This is a genomic window from Pseudarthrobacter sp. ATCC 49987, assembly GCF_009928425.1.
GTDB lineage: Bacteria > Actinomycetota > Actinomycetes > Actinomycetales > Micrococcaceae > Arthrobacter.
In genome coordinates this window covers 1213370-1234468 of sequence record NZ_JAABNS010000001.1, presented here as the reverse complement: position 1 = coordinate 1234468, position 21099 = coordinate 1213370, and the positions used below count along the sequence as shown (strand labels likewise).

Sequence of the window (21099 nt, the reverse complement as noted above, 5' to 3'; positions counted from 1 at the left end):
GGGTCCGCGAAGAGCGGAGAGCGAAGAGCTAGGAGGCGTGCGCGTGCTGTTGCCGGCCGACGTCGGCGATGAACGCCCGGATGATCCGGTTTCCCTCTGCTGAATCCTGGGGCCGGTGCCCGCCCGCCGCAGTGCGGTGCAGGGCGCCGGTTTCACGCAGGTAGCCCGCGATCTCTTCGTAGAGCGGTTCCCAGCCGCCGGTCAGGACCAGGGTGGGGACGCCCGGGACGATCTGCAGCGGGGCTTCCCAGGCCGGAGCCTGCAGTCGCAGGCGGCGGGCTTCCCGCTGGTCCTCCGGGCCCGGGGCACCCAGGGCCGCCTCTGCCGGCGTGTGGGCCGCGAACACCCGACGGACGAATTCCCGGTGGAAATCCTCGTCGCTGAGGTGGTGGCGGACGTCGAAGAGCGGCTGCATCAAGGCGCGGTGCGCCGCCGTCGCCGGCAGCTCCGCTGTGAGCGAGAGGCAGGCCGGCTCCACGAGGGTCAGGGAGTGCACGAGGTCGGGCCGTTCGACGGCGGCCATCATCGCAGCGATGGCGCCTTGGGAGTGCGCCACAACGTGGCCGCCGGCCTCGCCGCGGCCGTCGTCGGCCAGCGCCCGCAGCACAATGGCAGCGTCGGCAGCGAAGTCCGTTTCCAGCGGCTCGGCGACGGGGTCGTAACCGTGGCGGCGCAGGAACAGCGCGTCGTAGTTCAGCGCCATTCCGTGCTGTTTTGGCCACGCGGCAGCACCGAAGCTGCCCGCCCCGTGGACGAAGACTACGCGCTGCTTGAACATGCTCTAACCCTATGACACCGGCCCGACAATGGGCCGCAGACGGCCGGCAGGGCCTATTTGCCGCCGCCGAGGAACTTGTCGAAGCCCTTGGGCAGGTTCAGCTGGGAGGGATCGAAATCGCCGCCCTGCTGCCCGAAAGCGGCACCGGTCGGAAGGGCCTTGGCGCCTTCGGCCCGGCGGGCCTGGGCATCCTTGAGCTCCTGCGCGGCCTTGGCCGGGTTGCCGGAGCGTGCCTTTTTCTTGGGTGCGCTCTTGGCGCCCTTGCGGGCCCCTCCGCCACCCATGCCGGGCATCCCGGGCATCCCGGGCATGCCGCCGCCGGCAGCCATCTTCTTCATCATCTTCTGGGCCTGGGCAAATCGTTCCAGCAGGCCGTTGACCTCGGAGACGTGCACACCGGAACCGCGGGCAATCCGGGCCCGGCGGGAACCGTTGATGATCTTGGGGGCGACGCGTTCGTGTGGCGTCATGGAGCGCACGATCGCCTCGACGCGGTCGATCTCACGCTCGTCGAACTGCTCGAGCTGCTGCCGGATGTTCTGCGCTCCGGGCATCATCATGAGCATCTTTTTCATGGATCCCATGTTGCGGATCTGCTGCATCTGGGCGAGGAAGTCGTCCAGGGTGAAGTCTTCCTGGTCGGCGAACTTCTTCGCCATCCGGGCAGCTTCGTCCTTGTCCCAGGACTTCTCCGCCTGCTCGATCAGGGTGAGTACGTCACCGAGGTCGAGGATGCGCGAAGCCATGCGGTCCGGGTGGAAGAGCTCGAAGTCGTCCAGGCCTTCGCCGGTGGACGCGAACATTACGGGCTTTCCGGTGACGGAGGAGACGGAGAGCGCGGCACCGCCGCGGGCGTCGCCGTCGAGCTTGGAGAGCACGATGCCGGTGAAGTTGACGCCTTCATCGAAGGCCATGGCCGTGTTGACGGCGTCCTGGCCGATCATGGCGTCGACCACGAAGAGCACTTCGTTCGGGACGATGGCGCGGCGGATCTGGCGTGCCTGTTCCATCATTTCGGCGTCCACGCCGGTCCGGCCGGCGGTGTCAACGATCACGACGTCGTGCAGGGTGCGCTTGGCTTCCTCGACGCCGGCGCGGGCGACCGAGACCGGGTCGCCGGCGGGGTGGTCCAGCTCGGTGGAGGTGGCGCCCGGGTGCGGTGCGAAGACGGGCACCCCGGCGCGCTGGCCGACCACCTGGAGCTGGGTCACGGCATTGGGGCGCTGCAGGTCGCAGGCCACGAGCATGGGGCTGTGGCCCTGCGCCTTGAGGTACTTGGAGAGCTTGCCGGCCAGGGTGGTTTTGCCGGCACCCTGGAGCCCGGCGAGCATGATGATCGTGGGGCCGGTTTTCGCGAGCCGGATCCGGCGGGTCTCGCCGCCGAGGATCTCGACGAGTTCCTCGTTGACGATCTTCACGATCTGCTGGCCCGGGTTCAGCGCGGCCGAGACTTCGGCGCCGAGCGCACGCTCGCGCACGCGCCCGGTGAATTCGCGGACGACGGGGACGGCGACGTCGGCGTCCAGGAGGGCGCGCCGGATTTCGCGGACTGTGGCGTCAACGTCCGCCTCGGTCAGGCGGCCCTTGCCACGGAGGTTCTTGAAGGTTGCTGTCAACCGGTCAGAGAGTGAATTGAACACGCGCCGTGCACTTCTTTCAGTGGATCTACAGTTGGCGGCCGGTCCGGCACGCCAGCGTCGCGACTGATGTTCGCCTGAACGAACCGCCTCGACAACGGGACTCGACTATCTAGGGTACCAAGACGCGCCTTCAAGATGGCATGCTGGCTTAGGTGACCAGCCAAATGACAGTAAAAACCCTGCTCATCCTCGGCGCCTCGGGCGACCTCACCGGCAGGCTGCTCTTGCCGGGCCTTGCCCGGCTCGTGTCCCGGGGACGCGCCGACGGGCTGACACTGGTCGGCGCCGGTTCGGATGCCTGGACCCCGGAGCAGTGGCTCGAGCGCATCGAGGAGTCCTTTGCCGACGCCAATTCCCAGACCGAGGCCTATGGGCGGCGGGAGCTGAAGCGGGTCCGCGAAACCACCAGCTACCATCAGCTCGACGTCACGGCCGACGGGCAACTGGCCGGTCTGCTGGCCCGGCTGGAGGGGCCCGTGGCCGTCTACTTCGCCCTGCCGCCGCGCGTCAGCCAGCTGGCCTGCGAGGCGCTGGCTCCCGGGGAGGTGCCCGCCGGGACCCGGCTGGTCATGGAGAAGCCGTTCGGTTCCAGCGAGGTGTCCGCCCGGCACCTCAACCAGACCCTGGCCGCCCTGGTGCCGGAGGACCACATCCACCGGGTGGACCACTTCCTGGGCAAGGCAACGGTGCTGAACATCCTGGGACTTCGTTTCGCCAACACCTTCCTGGAGCCGGTGTGGAACCGCGGGCACATCGAAAAGGTCGAGATTGTCTTCGACGAGGACCTCGCGCTGGAGGGGCGCGCCCGCTATTACGACGGCGCCGGCGCCCTCCGCGACATGATCCAGAGCCACCTGTTGCAGATCATGGCCCTGATGGCGATCGAGCCGCCGGCCTCAGTGGATGAGCGGGACCTCCGCGACGCCGTGGCCACGGTGCTGCGGGCCAGCAGCATCAAGGCACCCTATGCAAAGAACACACGCCGCGCCCGCTACACCGCGGGGTCGGTGGGCGGCCGGACGGTCCCGGACTATGCCAAGGAAGAGGGCGTCGACGCGCACCGGGGCACGGAGACGCTCGCCGAGGTGGAAGTGGCGATCGACAACTGGCGGTGGCAGGGCGTCCCGTTCATCCTGCGCTCCGGCAAGGCCCTGGGCATCAAACGCAAGGAGGCCGTGGTGACCTTCCGGCCGGTGCCGCACCTGCCCAGAGGCTTCACCGGGGTGGACTCCCCCAACCAGCTGAGGATCGGCTTCGGCCCGGACACACTGCAGTTCGACGTCGACGTGAACGGCCCCGGCGACGTCCTCAGCCTGGACCGTGCCACCCTGGAGGCTGAGCTCAGCGCCTCCGAGCTGCTGCCGTACGGGGAAGTCCTCGAGGGTGTCCTGACCGGCGATCCCCTGCTCTCCGTCCGCGCCGATACCGCCGAAGACTGCTGGCGGATCCTGGAGCCTGTCCTCAGGGCCTGGGCCAGGGACAGCGCACCGCTGGAGGAGTACGCCGCCGGGAGCGCCGGGCCGGAGGGCTGGCCCGCCTGAATTTCCGGGGCAGGGGCGGGCGTCAAAGTTGCGCCTGGACGCTGGCGTCAGGACGTGCCGGTCAGGTCGCCCTGTGTCTGCTGGACGGTTGCCGGCGTTGACTTCCTCGCCAGGTCCGCTTCTTCCCGCTGCTGCCGGGCGAGCCCGAATCTGCGTGCTACCCGATGCGAGGGCCTCTCCACTCCCAGGTAGAACAGCCAGCCGATCAGGAGTGAGACCACGGCAACCAGCGGTAGCTGAAGCCAAAGAGGTGACTGCCCATGGGTGAGGAACCCCAGTGCGACAACGACCGGTTCCTGCGTGAGGTACAGGCTGAAAGAAATCGTTCCAAGCCAGCGGACAGCGGTGGAGGATAAGAGACGGACGGCCGGTGCCCAATGGGCAACGACAAACACGAGTATTACAGCGCCAGCCGCTGCAGGTCCGATCCAGCCAGCGCGCAGAGGAGAGTTCGGATCAATTCCGGCAATCAGCCAGGAATTGGTGATCAGAACCGCCGAAACCACAAGCGCCGGGATCCATCCCCAGGCCGGAACACGTTGCGCCCAGTCCCGGAGAAGGTCCGTGTTGTAGGCCATCAGCACACCCAGGGCAAACACGGAAATATACACGAGGTCGGGATAGAAGACGCCCGCGAGCCGCCACAAGATACAGAACGCGATGACGCTGGCTACTTTGAGCCACAGGAGGCGCTTGAACCTTACGGCGAAAAGCAGGAACAGCGGCAGCAACAGCGAGAAGATCACTTCCCACCGCAATGACCACAGGGAAGTATTCAGCCCACCCCAGCCTGCCATCAGTGAGGATCCCAGCAGGACCTGCAGGAGACCGTTGGGTTTCTCAGCGTGTTCATTAAGCCACAGGCCGGCGTCCGGCAGCACCGAACGGGTGACCGCCAGTGTGGTCAGATACGCGAATACAAGGCTGGCGATAGCCGGCAAATAGAGGCGCAAGAGACGCCTCGGGTAGAAGTACCGCCACGGCTGGCCGTGATTGCGGGCGAATGGCAGCGCCAGCACGAATCCGCTAAGTACGTAGAAAACCACAACTGCTTCGGATCCGGCCCAGAGAATCCTTGCCGGGGAATAGTGCATGATTTGCTCGAAGAGGGTCAGTTGGCCGGTGTTCTCCAGCTCGTAGATGGCACCGGCCCTCCCGTCCGCGATAACGACGTGGCAGACGACGACAGCTGCGGCAGCGACACCGCGCAGTCCGTCCAATGAGGTGTAGCGGGGGCGGGTAGCTTCCATCTTTTCCTCCAACGACGGCGCCAGCTGGGGTATGCCCGTGCGTACAGGCTCCGCTCAGTGCCGCCAGCCTACGGCAATCCGGCCCGTGCGTCAGCGGATTTGACGTGCCGGAATACGCGAAAGCCCCGATTGCCGTGGACTTTTGAAGTCCACGGCAATCGGGGCTTGTCTGCAGTTTCGAAATGTTAGATGGCGGCCGATCCGCGTTCTCCGGTGCGGACCCGCACTGCTTCGAACACATCCATCGTCCAGACCTTGCCGTCACCGGCCCGGCCGGTGTTAGAGCTGGCGATGATGACATCCAGGATGTCATCCGCCTGTTCGTCGGTGGCCAGGACTTCTACCCGGATCTTGGGGAGCAGGTCCACGTTGTACTCGGCGCCGCGGTACACCTCGGTGTAGCCCCGCTGCCGGCCGTAGCCGCTGGCCGCGCTGACCGTGAGGCCCTGCACGCCGTAGGCTTCAAGCCCTTCGCGGATAGTGTCGAGCTTTTCCGGCCGGACAATTGCTGTGATCAGTTTCATGCCTCCACACTTTCCTTACCTGCTGCTGCGGTCTTCTTGCCGTTGGACGTCGGGTCCACCGTCGCGGCCGGGGCCGCTGCGGCCTGGGCCTTGCCGGTGATGAGTTCGTGCAGCGGGGTGAAGCTTCCGCCGTGGCCGCCGACTCCGAATTCGTAGGCGGTTTCGGCGTGCAGGCTGAGGTCCACGCCCACCACTTCCTGCTCCGGGGAAACCCGGAAGCCCATGGTCTTGTGGATCGCGAAAGCGATGATCGAGGTCAGCACCGCGGAGTAGGCGATGGCGATGCCGGCTACGGCGAGCTGGGCCCAGAGCTGGGTGAAACCGCCGCCGTAGAAGAGGCCGCCGCCGACACCCTCGACCGGGAGGGCGATGAAGCCCAGTGCCACGGTGCCGATGATGCCCGAGACGAGGTGGACACCCACGACGTCGAGCGAATCGTCAAAGCCCCAGCGGAACTTGAGGCCGACGGCGAGCGCGGAGGCCACACCGGCGACGAGGCCGAGGCACAGCGCGCCGACCGGGCTGACGTTGGCGCAGGCCGGGGTGATGGCGACGAGGCCGGCAACCACACCGGATGCGGCACCAAGGGAGGTCGGGTGGCCGTCGCGGATGCGCTCCGTGACGAGCCAGCCGAGCATTGCCGCGGCCGGGGCTGCCAGGGTGTTGACCCAGATCAGGCCGCCCTGTTCCGCGGTTGTTGCTGCGCCGCCGTTGAAGCCGAACCAGCCGAACCACAGGATTGCGGCACCGAGCATCACGAACGGGATGTTGTGCGGGCGGTGGTTGGGGTCCTTGCCGAAGCCCTTGCGGTTGCCGATGATCAGCACGAGGATCAGCGCCGCAACACCGGCGTTGATGTGGACGACCGTGCCGCCGGCGAAGTCAATCGCCGGGCCGAGGGCCTGGCCGATGGCGCCTTCCGGACCGAAGAGCCCGCCGCCCCAGACCATGTAGGCCAGGGGGCAGTACACCAGGGTGACCCAGACCGGGACGAACACGGACCAGGCGCCGAACTTGGCGCGGTCAGCGATCGCGCCGCTGATCAGGGCAACGGTGATGATGGCGAAGGTGGCTGCGTAGCCGACCTTGATGAGTCCGTCAGGGGTGTTGATGCCCTCGAGCCCGAAGGTGGCGAACGGGTTTCCCACCATCTGCAGGAAGCCCTCACCGGAGCTCATCGAGGCGCCCCAGAGCACCCAGACCACACCGACCATGCCGATGGAGATGAAGCTCATCATCATCATGTTCAGTGCAGCCTTGGCGCGCGTCATGCCGCCGTAGAAAAATGCGAGTCCTGGTGTCATGAACAGCACAAGTGCTGCTGCCACCATCAGCCATACGTGACCTGCGGTAAGTTCCATGGTGCACGTCCTCCTTGCTTGGATGCGATCGAGAAGTTGTTGTTGCGGAGTTCTCCGCGTGCCTCAACGCGGTTTGCGTTCTAAGAAGATTTTGTCGGGGGCGTGTTTCGCCGGCGGAGGATTTAGATTGCCGGGGGGTTACAAGAACCTCTTGGAAGTAAATGGTGCAAATCCTTCTTGTTACGGTTATGTTTCACGCGTTCCAACATCCCCTCCCACGCGCCCACAAGACCAGGAAGCCTTCACCATGAGTGAGTCCCCCCGCCCCGCGGGATCCCCGGCCCAGGCAGGCACCCGGACCAGCGGCAGGGCGGTGCTGCCCAGGGACATCAAGGTGATGCTGGTAGCTGCCTTCCTGATCGCCCTCGGCTTTGGTCTGGTGGCCCCGGTCCTCCCCCAGTTCGCCACCACGTTCGACGTCGGTGCGACGGCGGCCGCCGTGATCGTGAGCATCTTCGCGTTTATGCGGCTGGTGTTCGCCCCCGCGGGCGGCGCGCTGATTGTGCGGCTCGGGGAACGGCCGGTCTACGTGGCCGGACTGCTCATTGTTGCGGCGTCGACGGCGGCGTGCGCCTTCGCGCAGGACTACTGGCAGCTGCTCATCTTCCGGGGCCTCGGCGGTGCCGGCTCGGTGATGTTCACGGTCGCATCGATGGCCCTCGTGGTCCGGCTGGCGCCGCCCGAGAGCCGCGGCCGGGTCTCCGGGGCGTATGCGTCGGCGTTCCTGATCGGCAATGTGTGCGGGCCGGTCGTGGGCGGCCTGCTGGCCGGCTTCGGGTTGCGGGTGCCGTTCCTCGTCTACGCGGCCGCCCTGGTCCTGGCGGCCCTGGTGGTGCAGACCCAGCTGAGCCATGTGCCGGCCGCCTCCCGCCCGGACGGGTCCACGGCGCCGGCGATGGAGTTGCGTGCGGCGCTTCGGGACAGCGCGTACCGGGCGGGGCTGTTCTCCAGCTTCGCGAACGGCTGGGCGACGTTCGGCGTGCGGATGGCCACGGTGCCTCTCTTCGCGGTCGCCGCGCTGAACGCTGGCCCGGAATCGGCGGGCTGGGCCCTGGCCATGTTCGCCGCGGCCAACGCGGTGGCGCTGACGTTCTCCGGCAAACTCGCCGACAGCCTGGGCCGGAAACCCATGATGATTTCGGGGCTGCTGGTCACCGGAACCGCCACGGCAGCCATCGGCTTAACCCACGAGCTGCCCTGGTTCCTCGCGGCGACCGCCGTGGCCGGCATCGGGTCAGGACTGCTCGGCCCCGCCCAGCAGGCTGCCATGGCCGACGTGATTGGCAACGAGCGCTCGGGCGGCCGGGTGCTCGCGATCTTCCAGATGACGGCAGACAGCGGCGCGATCATCGGACCGGTCCTCGCCGGACTCCTCGCCGACCGGCTGGGCTACGGCTGGGCCTTCGGCGTCACCGGCGGCGTCCTGGTCGCGGCCGCCGCGGGCTGGCTGCTGGCCCGGGAAACGTTCCAGCGGCCGGCTACGCGCAGCGTCTGACTCCTGCCCCGCTTAAACGCCACTGGCCCGCGGCGGCTGTCGTTGTCAGCGACGGCATCCGCGGGCCAGAGGGCTGCCTCTGTGGGAGGCACGCCCTCAGTTCAGGATGGCGTCGACGAAGCTCTCGGCGTCGAACGGGGCGAGGTCGTCCGCGCCCTCGCCGAGGCCGATGAGCTTGACCGGGACGCCGAGCGACTTCTGGATGGCCACCACGATGCCGCCCTTGGCCGTTCCGTCCAGTTTGGTCAGGACGATGCCGGTGACGTTCACGACTTCGGCGAACACCCGGGCCTGGTTCAGGCCGTTCTGGCCTGTCGTGGCGTCCAGGACCAGGAGCACCTCGTCCACCTCGGCGAGCTTCTCGATGACGCGCTTGACCTTGCCGAGCTCGTCCATCAGGCCCGTCTTGTTCTGCAGGCGGCCGGCGGTGTCGATCATTACGACGTCGACTTCCTGGTCGATGCCTGCCTTGACCGCTTCATAGGCGACGGACGCCGGGTCCGCGCCGTCGACGTCGGACTTCACGGTGGGGACGCCGACGCGCTGGCCCCAGGTGGCGAGCTGCTCGGCGGCGGCGGCGCGGAAGGTGTCCGCGGCACCGAGCAGGACATCCTTGTCTTCGGCGACAAGCACGCGGGCGAGCTTGCCCACCGTGGTGGTCTTGCCGACGCCGTTGACGCCCACCACGAGCACGACGGCGGGCTTGTCGGCGTGGCGTTCCACGCGGAGCGTGCGGTCCATCGTAGGGTCCACGAGCTTGATGAGTTCCTCGCGAAGCAGGGCCTTGACCTGTTCCGGGGAGCGGGTGCCGAGCACCTTGACGCGTTCGCGGAGCGCGTCCACGAGCTGCAGGGTCGGCTCGGTGCCAAGGTCGGCGAGCAGGAGGGTCTCCTCCACCTCGTCCCAGACGTTCTCATCGATCTTGTCCGCTGAGAGCAGTGCCAGCAGGCCCTTGCCGAGGATGTTGTTGGACTTGACGAGGCGTTCGCGCAGGCGGACCAGGCGGCCGGCGACCGGCAGCGGCGTTTCCACCGGGACGGTTTCCAGGCCGGCGACGGTGTCCGGGACTTCGACTGTTTCCGGGCCTGCAAGGTCGACGGCGCCGTCTACGTCGTCTGGTGACACGCGTTCGCGCGGCGGTGCGGGACGGTCCTCGAGGAGGGTCCCGCCGCCGGCACCCGGCCTCACAGGATCGTTCTCATCACGCTTTCCGGGGTAGTTGGTGATGTTCTTCCGGGTCTTCATCAGGACCGGAATGAGCGCACCGAGGACCACCAGGGCAGCGAGGATGGGCAGGAGAATGGGGAGGATGTCGTTCACTCCCCTAGCTTCTCACAAACCGGAAAGCGGCCGCGGGGCCTGGAAACGCGGGCGGGCGCGCCTCAGACCTGGGCGCCGAGCCGCTGGCTGATGACCGTGGAGACGCCGTCGCCGCGCATCGTGACGCCGTAGAGGGCGTCCGCGATCTCCATGGTGCGTTTCTGGTGGGTGATGATGATGAGCTGGCTGGATTCGCGCAGCTCCTCGAAGACAGTGATGAGCCGGCCCAGGTTGGTGTCGTCCAGGGCCGCTTCGACCTCGTCCATGACGTAGAACGGTGAGGGCCTGGCCTTGAAGATCGCCACGAGCAAGGCCACCGCCGTGAGCGACCGTTCGCCGCCGGAGAGCAGTGAGAGCCGTTTGATCTTTTTGCCGGCCGGGCGCGCCTCGACCTCGATGCCGGTGGTGAGCATGTCCGAGGGGTCGGTGAGGACCAGCCGGCCCTCGCCGCCGGGGAAGAGCCGCGCGAAGATCCGGACGAACTGCGCCGAGGTGTCCTCGAAAGCCTCGGCAAAGACCTTTTGGACACGCTCGTCGACTTCCTTGATGATGTCCAGCAGGTCCTTCCGGCTGGATTTGAGGTCTTCGAGCTGGGTGCTCAGGAACTGGTGGCGCTCCTCGAGGGCGGCGAATTCCTCCAGCGCCAGCGGGTTGACCCGGCCCAGGGCTGACAGGTCCCGCTCGGCCCGTTTGAGCCGCTTCTCCTGTTCCTCGCGGACGAAGGGCTTGCCGGCGATGATCTCACGGCCGTCCTCGTCCACCGGGGCGCGCAGGGCGGCCCATTTGTCCGCCGATTCCCCTGCGGGCACGGGGACTGGCTGGTCGGGGCCGAAATCCGCCACCAGCTGGGCGGCGGTCAGGCCCAGTTCCTCAACGCTCCTGAGTTCCAGGGCTTCGATCCGGAGGCGCTGCTGGGTGCGGGCCAGTTCGTCGCGGTGCACGGAGTCGGTCAGTTCGGCCAGTTCGCGGGCGCGGGCATCGTTGCTGCTGCGCACGGCCGCGAGCTCGACGTCCATCTGTTCCTTGCGTTCCTCGGCGCTGTCGCGCTCCTGCCGGGCAAGTTCGACGGACACGTCGATGAAGCCGACCACCCGGGCGACGGCGGCGGAGACGGCCGCGGCCCGTTTGGCCTGGAGCCGGCGGCGGCGTGCCCGTTCGGCCGCTTCCTCGCGGGCGCGGCGCTCGGTGGCGGCGGCGCGTTCGAGCGACGACGCCCGGTTGCGGGTGGCCGTGAGCTGTTCCTCGGCGCTGCGCAGGGCGAGCCGGGCATCCATCTCGGCGCCGCGGGCCAGCGACGCGGCCAGGGCGAGGGCGTCCCGGTGTTCCGGTGAGGGCTCCTCCTCCGCTGGTGCTTCCTGGGCGGCGGCCAGCCGTGCCGCCACGGCCTCCAGCGACTCCTGTTCGGTGCGGATGTTGGCCTCGGCCCTGGCGAGGGAGGCGGCGAGCCGCTCGCTTTCGCCGACGGCACTGCGCAGCACGGAGTTCAGGTGCCCCAGGCGTTCGGCCACGGCCGCCAGCCGGGCATCCGAATCGTGGAGTCGCTCCAGGGCCGCATCGGCACGGTCCTGTGCCGCGCTGCGCCGGGCCTGCGCGGCGGCGAGGGCGAAACGCTGGCGTTCCAGCTCGGCGGTCACCGCGGCAAGCCGCGCAGAGGCGTCGTCGACGGCGGCCTGCACCTCGATCAGCGAGGGCACCGTTGCGGATCCTCCGTTCACTGTCAGGGCGGTCAGCACGTCCCCGGCCCGGGTCACGACGGCGGTCAGTTCCGGGCGGCCAGCGAGGAGTTGTGCCGCGTCATCCAGGCCCTCGACGACGGCGATGCCCGCCAGCAGTGCGGACAGGGGCAGCCGGGGGGCGGCGTCGTCCGTGCCTGAGGCCGTGACCAGACCGGACGCCCACCGGGCGCCGGCGGGAAGCTGCTGGCCGGGGGCGGTGCTGGCGGCGGCTGTGCCCGCCAGCAGCAGGGCGGCCCTGCCGGCGTCGTCGTTCTTCAACCGCTCGACGGCGGTGGCCGCGGCTTCGCCGTCCTGCACCACGACGGCGTCGGAGGAGGAGCCCAGGGCCGCGGCGATGGCCGTCTCGAAGCCGGGTTCCACGGTGATCATGGACGCCAGGGACCCGATCACGCCGGGAATTCCTGAGCCAAGGACGTGATCCGAGCCGTCCTTGCGGTTCAGTCCGAGCTGAAGGGCGTCACGGCGGGCCATGAGGGCACCACGTTCCCGCTCGCCTTCGCGTTCGGCCGCCTGCAGCGCGTCGATCTCAGCGGCGATGGTGTCGAGCACCATGCTGGCGTCCTCGTACTCGGCGTCGAGGGTTTCCTCGCCGTCTTCCACCCCGGCGACCTGGGATTCGAGGGCGGTGAACTCGCTATGGGCCTGCCTGCGGCGTTCCTCCCCTGCCTTGAGGGATTCACGGAGCCGGCCGAGTTCCGCCTGGGCGGACTCGACGCGGGAGCGTGCGGCGCCCACCTGCCCGGACAGTCTGGCGAGGCCCTCGCGGCGGTCCGCGGCGGCGCGGAGCAGGGACGCGAGGCGCTTGTCCTCGGCGGCGGCGGCGTTTTCGGCGTCCTGTTTGGCGGCGGTGGCGGCGTCCAGGGTGCTGCGGCGCTCCACGATCTGGCGCTCCAGCCCGGACTGTTCAGCACGGACGCGGGCGGCCTGCCGGTCGAGCTGGTCGGGGTCGCGGCCGGTATCCGGGACGGCGTCCGAGGCGCCAAGCAGCCGGCGCCGCTCCTCGGCGAGGGAGCCCAGGGAGCGCAGCCGTTCCCGCCCGGCGGAGAGCTGGTACCAGGTGTCGCGGGCGGCGTTGAGTGTGGGGGTGGCTTCGGCGGCGAGCTGTTCGAGGCTGGCCTGCCGCCGCCTGCCGAGCTCGAGTTCCTGCCCGACGACGCCCCGCCGGGCTTTGAGTGCACTTTCGTCCGCGACGTCCTGGGCCAGGGCCGACTGCAGCCGGACGAGGTCGTCGGCGAGGAGGCGGGAGCGTGCGTCCCGGACTTCGAACTGGACGGTCTGGGCGCGCCGTGCCACTTCGGCCTGTTTGCCCAGGGGCGTGAGCTGGCGCCGGATTTCGCCGGTGAGGTCGCTGAGGCGTGCAAGGTTGGCCTGCATGGCTTCGAGCTTGCGGACGGTCTTTTCCTTGCGGCGGCGGTGCTTGAGGATGCCAGCGGCTTCCTCGATGAAACCGCGCCGGTCCTCCGGGGTGGCGTGCAGCACCTTGTCGAGCTGCCCCTGCCCCACGATCACGTGCATTTCCCGCCCCAGGCCGGAATCCGAGAGGAGCTCCTGGATGTCCAGTAGACGGCAGCCGGCGCCGTTGATGGCGTACTCCGAGCCGCCAGTGCGGAACAGGGTGCGGGAAATCGTGACTTCGCTGTACTCGATCGGCAGGGCGCCGTCGGTGTTGTCAATGGTGAGCGAGACGTGGGCGCGGCCCAGAGGCGGGCGCCCGGACGTGCCCGCGAAGATCACATCCTCCATTTTACCGCCGCGCAGGGTCTTGGCGCCCTGTTCACCCATCACCCAGGCCAGGGCGTCCACCACATTGGACTTGCCCGAGCCGTTGGGTCCCACGACGGCGGTGACGCCTGGTTCGAATTCGAAAGTCGTCGCCGAAGCGAAGGACTTGAATCCCCGGACGGTCAGGCTTTTGAGGTGCAAGGTATTTCGGATCTCCTGGCTGGCGGAAACGGCTGCTCCCGCCCTAAATCTACCGCCACAGCCCTAAAATCAGCGGATTTAGGCTTTTCCCAAGGAATTCTTTTGCTGGCTCTCCGCGCGGAACCCTAGGCTGACGGCGAAGAGTTGCTTGGTGCTGCTCGGGCCGGCGGGCTCACGCCGTCCCGACCTGGCAGGACGCAGTTGGTTCTGTGTCCCGGCCGCGGGCGCAAGGGGGGTGTTTGGCTGGCAACTCGATGTTGGAAGACAACTGGATAACTTGGTTGGCTGCCCCGGGGGGGTGCGGCACAGGGCGGTGCACGATGCGCCGGCCCGATACCGCCACAGCGTACTCACTCAGGAGTTCATATGTCCGCATCCCCAGCCGGTCGATCGCTGAAAGCACTCACACGAGGCGCCATTCGGCTGGTTGTCGCCGCACTGGTTGCAGCGCTCCTGCCGGTCGCTGCGCCGGCGGCGCTCCTGCCGTCCGCCAACGCTGCGGATCCGTGCTCCCCGGTCCTGAACGCCGTGGCGTGTGAGAATTCGAAGCCCGGAAGCCCACCCTCGGAATGGGACATATCCGGTGCCGGTGATGCCGACATTCAGGGATTCGCGACCGACATCAGCGTCAACGCGGGCCAGCCGATCAGCTTCAAGGTGGACACCACCGTGGCCAACTACACGATCGGCATCTACCGGACCGGCTGGTACCAGGGACTCGGCGCCCGCAAGATCGCCGATGTGACCCCGGCGGCATTCCGGCAAACACAACCCCAATGCCTCTCTGACGTCACTACGGAACTCTACGATTGCGGAACCTGGGCGGTGTCCGCTACCTGGCAGGTTCCCGCGTCCGCCGTCTCCGGCGTGTATGTCGCCCTCCTGACGCGGCCGGACAACGGCAGCCAGAGCCACATCACTTTCATTGTCCGCTCGGATGGCAGCCATTCCAACGTCGTCTTCCAGACCTCCGACACGTCGTGGCAGGCCTACAACGACTACGGCGGCTCGGATTTCTACCAGGGCGCACAGAACGGCCGGGCCTACAAAATCAGCTACAACCGGCCGGTCAACACACGTGGCGCCGTGGACGGCCGCGACTTCTACTTCGGCAGCGAGTACCCGCTGGTCCGCTTCCTGGAAAAGAACGGCTACGACGTCAGCTACATCAGTGGAGTGGACACTGACCGGAACGGCGCCCAGCTGCTCAACCACAAGGTGTTCCTCTCCGTGGGCCACGACGAATACTGGTCCGGTGCCCAGCGGGCGAATGTGGAGGCCGCCCGCGACGCCGGCGTGAATCTGCAGTTCCTCTCGGGCAACGAAGTGTACTGGCGGACGCGGCTGGAGCCTTCCCCGGTCGACGGTGCAGCCGGACGCACCATCACCTCCTACAAGGAGACCTGGGCCGGCGGCAAGATTGACCCCAGCACGCAGTGGACCGGCACGTGGCGCGATCCGAGGTTCGCCGCGCAGGCCAACGGCGGCGGCCTTCCGGAAAACGCACTCACCGGGACGATGTACATGTCCAACTACACGGACCTGCCCGTCACCGTCAGCGCCGCCGAGGGAAAATCGCGTCTCTGGCGCAACACCACACTGGCAACACTCGCCGCCGGAAGCTCCGCGGAGTTGGCGCCGCACACGGTGGGCTACGAATCCAATGAGGACGTCGACAACGGGTTCAGGCCGGCGGGACTGATCCGGCTGTCCACCACCACGGGGACATCCCCCCAGTATCTGCAGGATTTCGGCAACACCGTGCTGCCCGGATCCACTACGCACCACCTGACCATGTACCGGGCCCCCAGCGGAGCTCTGGTCTTCTCCGCGGGTTCGGTCCAGTGGACGTGGGGCCTGGACCAGCAGCATGACGGCGACGGCGCGCCCGCGGATCCGCGGATGCAGCAGGCACAAATCAACCTGCTGGCAGACATGGGCGCCCAGCCCGCCACCCGCGACACGGCCCTTGCCGCCGCGTCGGCCAGCAGCGACACGGCGCCCCCGACAGTGGCGGTCTCCTCCCCTGCCGAGGGTGCCAGCATCCCGCACGGCACGGCCGTCACGGTGTCCGGAACGGCCAGCGACGCCGGCGGCATCGTCGCCGGCGTCGAAGTCTCCACCGACGGGGGAACCAGCTGGCGGCGCGCCGACGGCAAACAAAGCTGGTCCTACACCTATATCCAGAAGGGCCTTGCCACGGCCAGCATCCAGGTGCGCGCCGTGGACGACAGCGCCAACATCGGCGCACCGTTAACCCGTCATCTGCTGCTGACCGGACCGTACTCCGTCTTCGGCCAGCAGGCACCGGACGTGCCTGATGCCCAGGACGGCGGCGCATATGAGCTTGGTTTGAACATCACACCCAGCGTGGACGGTTTCATCACTGGAGCGCGCTTCTACAAGAGCGCCGCCAATACAGGAACCCACAACGGTTCGCTCTGGAGTGCTGCGGGCCAGCGGCTTGCGACGGCCACCTTCACCGCGGAAACGGCGTCCGGCTGGCAGCAAGTACGTTTCAGTCAGCCGGTGGCGGTGACCGCCGGCCAAAAGTATGTCGTCTCCTACACCGCTCCGAGCGGACACTATGCCAGCAAGGACAACCAGTGGGCCAACTTTGGCCTGACCGCCCCGCCCCTGACCGTGGCCGGCGGATTCGGGAGCCCTCCGGCCGGTGTGTACGCCGCTCCGGGGTCGTTTCCGTCGAACAGTTACAACAACGGCAACTATTTCGTGGATGCCCTGTTTGACACCGTCGACACCTCCGACCTGACGGCCTCCGGGCACTGGCCGCTGGACGGCTCCTCGAGCGTCCCCCAGGCCACAACAGTGGGGGCGGTATTCTCCAAGGCCGTCACGGATTCGAGCGTGCAACTGACGCTCACGGCGAACGGCACGGCCGTGGCGGGCACCACCGGCTACGACTCCACTCTGCGGAAGGTCACTTTCACCCCGGCGGCTGTCCTGGCGCTCGGTACCACCTACACCGCTACGCTCAGCGCCACGGACGCGGGCGGCGGGGCTGTAACCAGCGGTGGAACGTGGTCCTTCACGACTGTGGTCTCTCCGCCGGTTCCGGGAAGCTGCCCTTGCAGCCTCTATGACGACGCGCTCGTCCCGGGGATCCAGGAGGTCAGGGACGGTGTGCCGCTGACCCTCGGGGTCCGCTTCTCCAGCGTTGCTGCAGGGACTGTCACCGGAGTCCGCTTCTACAAGTCAGCGGGCAACACCGGCACACACACCGGGAGCCTGTTCACTGTGTCCGGACAGCAGCTCGCTACTGTCACCTTCGCAAACGAGAGTAGCTCCGGCTGGCAAACGGCGAACTTCAACCAGCCCATTGCCCTGACGGCAAATACCGAATACATCATGGCCTACAAGAGCACCACCGGAGCCTACTCGGCCACCGTGAACGGCTTCGGATCCGGACTGAGCGTCGGAAACCTGAGAACGGCGTCCGACGCCGGAGCCTACTCCTACACGAGCGATTTCCCGGGTGCGCGTTCCGGAGCCAGCTACCTCGTTGACGTCGTGGTCCAGTACCCGGAACTGCCCTTCGTGGCCGGCGCGCAGACACCGCTTCCCGGCTCCTCGAGCATTGCCCTGGATACCGCGGTCTCCGCTGCCCTGTCCAAGCCTGCCGCCGGGTCAAGTGTGGCGCTGACGTTGACAGGTCCCGGCTCTGTCGATGTTCCCGGCACCGCCAGCTACGACTCGGCGACGGGCAAAGTGACCTTCACGCCGGCGGCAGCCCTGGCAGCTGCCACCAGCTACACGGCTACTTTGGCGGCAACCTCGACGACGGGCCAGTCACTCAGCGCCGGCAGCAGCTGGACCTTCACGACCGTTCCGTCCCCGCGGTCCGACGGGGTCTGCCCGTGCTCGCTGTACCAGGACACCGTGACCCCGGTCGTCCCGGAATTCAATGACGGGGTGCCCCTCACGCTGGGCGTACGCTTCGCCAGCAATGCCCCCGGCAAGATCACGGGCATCCGCTTCTACAAGGCCGCGGGCAACACCGGAACGCACACCGGGGCGCTGTACACCGCCGCCGGTGAGCAGTTGGCGACGGCCACCTTCACTGGAGAATCCTCGTCCGGATGGCAGACAGCCACCTTCAGCCAGCCCGTGGACATCGCGGCGAACACGGAATATGTGGCCGCCTACCGCACACCCACCGGCATCTATTCGGCGACACCGGGCGGGTTCGGATCCGCACTCACCAGCGGACCATTGCGTGCGGCCGCCGGCGCAGGTGCTTACACGTACAACGGCGACTTCCCGTCATCTTCCTCGAACGCAAGTTACCTCGTGGACGTGGACTTCGTCGTATCGGTGCCGCCACTCACCGCGACAGCCCTGGTGCCTGCGGCAGATTCCCTCGGGTTCCCCCTGACATCCAAACCGTCGGTGACGCTGTCAGCGCCCGTCCAGAACGGCTTCACCTTTGGACTGTCAGCCAACGGTGCCGCCGTCAGCGGCGCGTCCGCACTGTCGGCGGACGCCCGGACGATCACGTTCTCGCCGGCACAACCGCTTCCGGCGGCCACGGTGATATCAGCCAGCGTCAGCAACGTCGTCTCCACGCAAGGCGCCGCGCTGGCTCCGCTCAGTTGGCAGTTCACCACATCCAATCCTGCCGGCGCGGAACAGTCGCTGTTCGGATCCCTGCTCCCTGCCGTCCCGGCCGCAACCGGGGACACGTCATCCATTGAGCTGGGCACCGCCTTCTCAGTGTCGGCGTCGGGCAATGCCACCGGCGTCAGGTTCTACAAAGGCGCTGGCAACACGGGAACGCATGTCGGCTCATTGTGGACTGCCGCCGGGCAGCAGCTGGCCCAGGTGACATTCACGGGCGAGACAGCCTCCGGCTGGCAAACGGCCACGTTTGCTGCTCCGGTCGCACTCGAGCCCGGACAGAGCTACGTGGTGTCCTACCTGGCTCCCAACGGCAATTATCCCTACACAGCGGCGTTCTTCGCGGAACCCTGGACCAACGGCGTCCTGACAGCCGCGGGCCCGAACAACGGCCTGTACCAATACGGGTCCGGCGGCTCCATGCCGACGAACTCCTGGAACGCCACCAACTACTTCGTCGATATCGTCTTCGCACCTGCCGCGCCCTGACCCCCATCCGCTGCTCCATAACGGCCCTTTTGAGGCCTGATAAGGGCCGTTGTGGAGCAATCGATGGGTGGCGGAAGCTCCTGTCAGCGCACCACCGACGGCGACCAGGCGTGTTCGATGTAGAGGGAGGAACGGGACGCGGGATCCACATTGATCTGCCAGATGTCGCTGTCGCCCGCGGCACCGTCCCGGGCGAGTCCGTAGAGCAGTGTCCGGTCGTCAAGCCATTCGATCTGGTCATCCACGCTGCGCGGCTCGGACAGGACGGTCTCCGTCCCGGCGGCCAGGTCCAGCAGCGCGACCCGCCAGTGCGCGGCCAGCGGGCCGCCGGTGTTCTTCTTGTACGCGATCCGGGTGCCATCGGGAGAGATCGACGGGCACTCCACGCCGTCGTGGACTGCCGTGAGGGTGCGCGCCGAAATGCTCCCCTTCACAAGCCAGATACGGCCGGAGGATGCTGCCGTCGCGTAGAACCTGTCGCTTTGGCCAGGAACGAAGGTCACGCCCCAGATGTTGCGGTCTGCCGCCGTGATGCGGGTGCCGTTAACCAGCAGCGCGAAGTCTTCAAGGCTCCCGGTTCCGCCGCCCCCCTGCGCCGCCGTGATGGATGTCTCCGTCGAGAAGCCCGCACTGCCGTACGAGTGCCCGGTGACAAACACCGTTGTGGCCACGAGGGAGCCGTCCGCACTCATCCGTGTGCGGCTGGGGATGCCCGGGACCGCCCAGCTCCGCCTCTGCTGCCAGTCCGGGTCAAGGAGTACGGCTTCAAAGTTGGTGACCAGGCCGCGGTTGGTCTTCAGGCAGACAATGTCCTGCAGCGTGCCGTACACCCTGTCGCAGGCAACCTCCGTCAATGACCGCTCGCCGGCAGGTTCGGACAGCGGGACTGTGCCGATCATCCCGTAGCCCTGCCCGGACGCCGTGTTGCGGAACAGGACGGCTGCCTTTGTCAGCACGGCGCCGCCGGATGCCACCCGTGCCGACGACGCCGCCGCCATGCTCTCCTGAAAACGCCCGAAGGCAATCGCCGCGTAGGTTCCGGCGGCGGCAATGACCAGCGCAGTCACGAGCAACAGGATCCCCCACCGCGATGTGCTTCCCGCCGGGGTCAAACTGCCGTCCTCTGCCGCAGGCCGCCGCGCAGGATGAACCACGACGCCGCGACAGCCGCGGCGAGGCAACCGCCAACCACCGTCATCGCGGTGGAGGGACCCAGCGCAAACCAGAGGACGCCAAAGCCAGCCGAGGCGGCCATCCGGCTGAGTGCGACCACGGTCTGTGCTGCCCCGAGTCCCGTGGCAAGTTTGTCAGGCGGAGTAAGCTGGCTTGCCAACGCAGCCAGCACGCCGTCCGTCGCAGCGTAGAACGCCCCGAGCAGAACCAGGCAGGCCACGGTAGGGCCCAGGCCGCCCAGCGGCGCCGCAGCCAGCAGGTAGCAGGCAAGGAGTGCGACGTGCCCTGCCACAAACACCCGCGCCTTGCCCCAACGGTCCGCGAGGCGGCCCAGCGGAACGGCGAGGACCAGAAAGACCACGTTCGTTCCCACGTAAAGCAGCGGAAACCACTGCACAGCAAACGAGTCCCTGTCCTGCAGCACCAGATAGATGAAGCCGTCCCCTACCGTGAGCAGGCCCAGAATCCCGGCGGCGACCAGCAGCCGGCCTATGCCCGGTTCACGGAGCAACCGCCACCGGAAACCCCACGCAGGCCTGGTTTTGCTGGCCGGCCCTGAGCCGCGCGGCTCCCCTGTTTTGAGGTTCGGCACCAAGAGCGCGAGCGCTGCGACACCAATTGCGGCGAACGCCAGCGAGACCACAAAGACAATGCCATAGCCGTTGGGCACCAGCATCAGGATGAAGAAGGCCAGCAGCGGCCCGCTGGCCGCACCGATGTTGTCCAGCATCCGGTGCACACCGAAATGCCGCGCCAGGTATTCCGGCTGGGCTGACACCGCGATCAGTGCGTCGCGCGGGGCCGTTCGGATGCCCTTGCCAATCCGGTCCGCCGTCACCACCCCGGTCAGGGCCCAGAATCCGCTGGCGAACAGGAGGCCCATCCGGGCCACCATGGAAAGGCCGTAACCTGCGAGGGCCACCCTTTTGGGGCGCCCGAGGCGGTCGGACGCATGGCCGGCAGCGATCCGGACAATGGCGCTCGCACCCTGGTTGATTCCATCGAGAATGCCAAACGCAATGGTGGACAGGCCCAGGAATCCGGTGATGTACAGGGGCAGGATGGCGGAGACGGATTCGGACGATACGTCGGTGAGCATGCTGACCACGCCCAGGCAGAGAATCACCGGGGAGAGACGGAAGGGCTTTCCCCGGGGCCCGGCCGGGCTTATGTCCGCGCCGGCCAGGTCTCTCTTGCCGCCGTTGCGGTCCGAGATGGAGATGTACATGGC

At 67.5% G+C, this 21099-nt stretch carries 12 protein-coding genes; 3 read left to right on the top strand and 9 right to left on the bottom strand.

Translation table 11 applies throughout. From position 1 onward, the window contains the following. Positions 1-28 precede the first annotated feature (28 nt). Complete coding sequence (locus tag GXK59_RS05730) at positions 29-778, bottom strand: alpha/beta fold hydrolase (protein WP_160665064.1); 750 nt, start codon at positions 776-778, stop codon at positions 29-31. A 53-nt stretch (positions 779-831) separates the two neighbouring features. Then, a complete protein-coding gene (gene ffh, locus GXK59_RS05725) occupies positions 832-2418 on the bottom strand; it encodes a signal recognition particle protein (RefSeq protein ID WP_160665063.1) in 1587 nt (528 codons plus the stop codon). Positions 2419-2582: 164 nt separating this feature from the next. On the opposite strand from ffh, the gene GXK59_RS05720 reads away from it, so the two are divergent. After that, positions 2583-3959 carry a glucose-6-phosphate dehydrogenase gene (locus GXK59_RS05720; RefSeq protein ID WP_443094263.1) on the top strand — a complete coding sequence of 459 codons (1377 nt, stop codon included), beginning with the start codon at positions 2583-2585 and terminating at the stop codon, positions 3957-3959. Positions 3960-4006: 47 nt separating this feature from the next. On the opposite strand, the gene GXK59_RS05715 is transcribed toward GXK59_RS05720, so the two are convergent. From GXK59_RS05715 to GXK59_RS05705, 3 genes are all read right to left on the bottom strand, one after another. Beyond that, a complete protein-coding gene (locus GXK59_RS05715; protein WP_160665059.1) occupies positions 4007-5179 on the bottom strand; it encodes an acyltransferase family protein in 1173 nt (390 codons plus the stop codon). A 215-nt stretch (positions 5180-5394) separates the two neighbouring features. Beyond that, positions 5395-5733: a P-II family nitrogen regulator gene (locus tag GXK59_RS05710; protein WP_024366371.1), complete on the bottom strand. Its 339-nt coding sequence runs from the start codon at positions 5731-5733 to the stop codon at positions 5395-5397. After that, the gene (locus GXK59_RS05705; protein WP_160665057.1) at positions 5730-7094 is read right to left on the bottom strand and encodes an ammonium transporter; all 1365 of its coding nucleotides are present in this window, start codon (positions 7092-7094) and stop codon (positions 5730-5732) included. The genes GXK59_RS05710 and GXK59_RS05705 overlap by 4 nt, the downstream gene beginning before the upstream one ends. Positions 7095-7341: 247 nt before the next feature. On the opposite strand from GXK59_RS05705, the gene GXK59_RS05700 reads away from it, so the two are divergent. Continuing rightward, complete coding sequence (locus GXK59_RS05700; protein ID WP_160665055.1) at positions 7342-8589, top strand: MFS transporter; 1248 nt, start codon at positions 7342-7344, stop codon at positions 8587-8589. 96 nt (positions 8590-8685) lie between these two features. On the opposite strand, the gene ftsY is transcribed toward GXK59_RS05700, so the two are convergent. After that, entirely contained in the window at positions 8686-9909 is a 1224-nt protein-coding gene (gene ftsY, locus GXK59_RS05695) for a signal recognition particle-docking protein FtsY (RefSeq protein ID WP_160665053.1), read from the bottom strand. Between the two features lie 62 nt (positions 9910-9971). Next, positions 9972-13568, bottom strand: a complete 3597-nt coding sequence (gene smc, locus GXK59_RS05690; RefSeq protein WP_202129065.1) for a chromosome segregation protein SMC — start codon at positions 13566-13568, stop codon at positions 9972-9974. Positions 13569-13934: 366 nt separating this feature from the next. Here smc and GXK59_RS05685 point away from each other — a divergent pair, with 366 nt between their 5' ends. Further along, on the top strand, positions 13935-18695 hold the full coding sequence (locus GXK59_RS05685) for a DUF4082 domain-containing protein (protein ID WP_160665051.1): 4761 nt from the start codon (positions 13935-13937) through the stop codon (positions 18693-18695). 83 nt (positions 18696-18778) lie between these two features. On the opposite strand, the gene GXK59_RS05680 is transcribed toward GXK59_RS05685, so the two are convergent. Both GXK59_RS05680 and GXK59_RS05675 read right to left on the bottom strand, forming a co-directional pair. After that, positions 18779-19762: a TolB family protein gene (locus tag GXK59_RS05680; protein ID WP_237393797.1), complete on the bottom strand. Its 984-nt coding sequence runs from the start codon at positions 19760-19762 to the stop codon at positions 18779-18781. A 41-nt stretch (positions 19763-19803) separates the two neighbouring features. Next, entirely contained in the window at positions 19804-21096 is a 1293-nt protein-coding gene (locus tag GXK59_RS05675; RefSeq protein ID WP_160665047.1) for an MFS transporter, read from the bottom strand. Between the last annotated feature and the right edge of the window lie 3 nt (positions 21097-21099).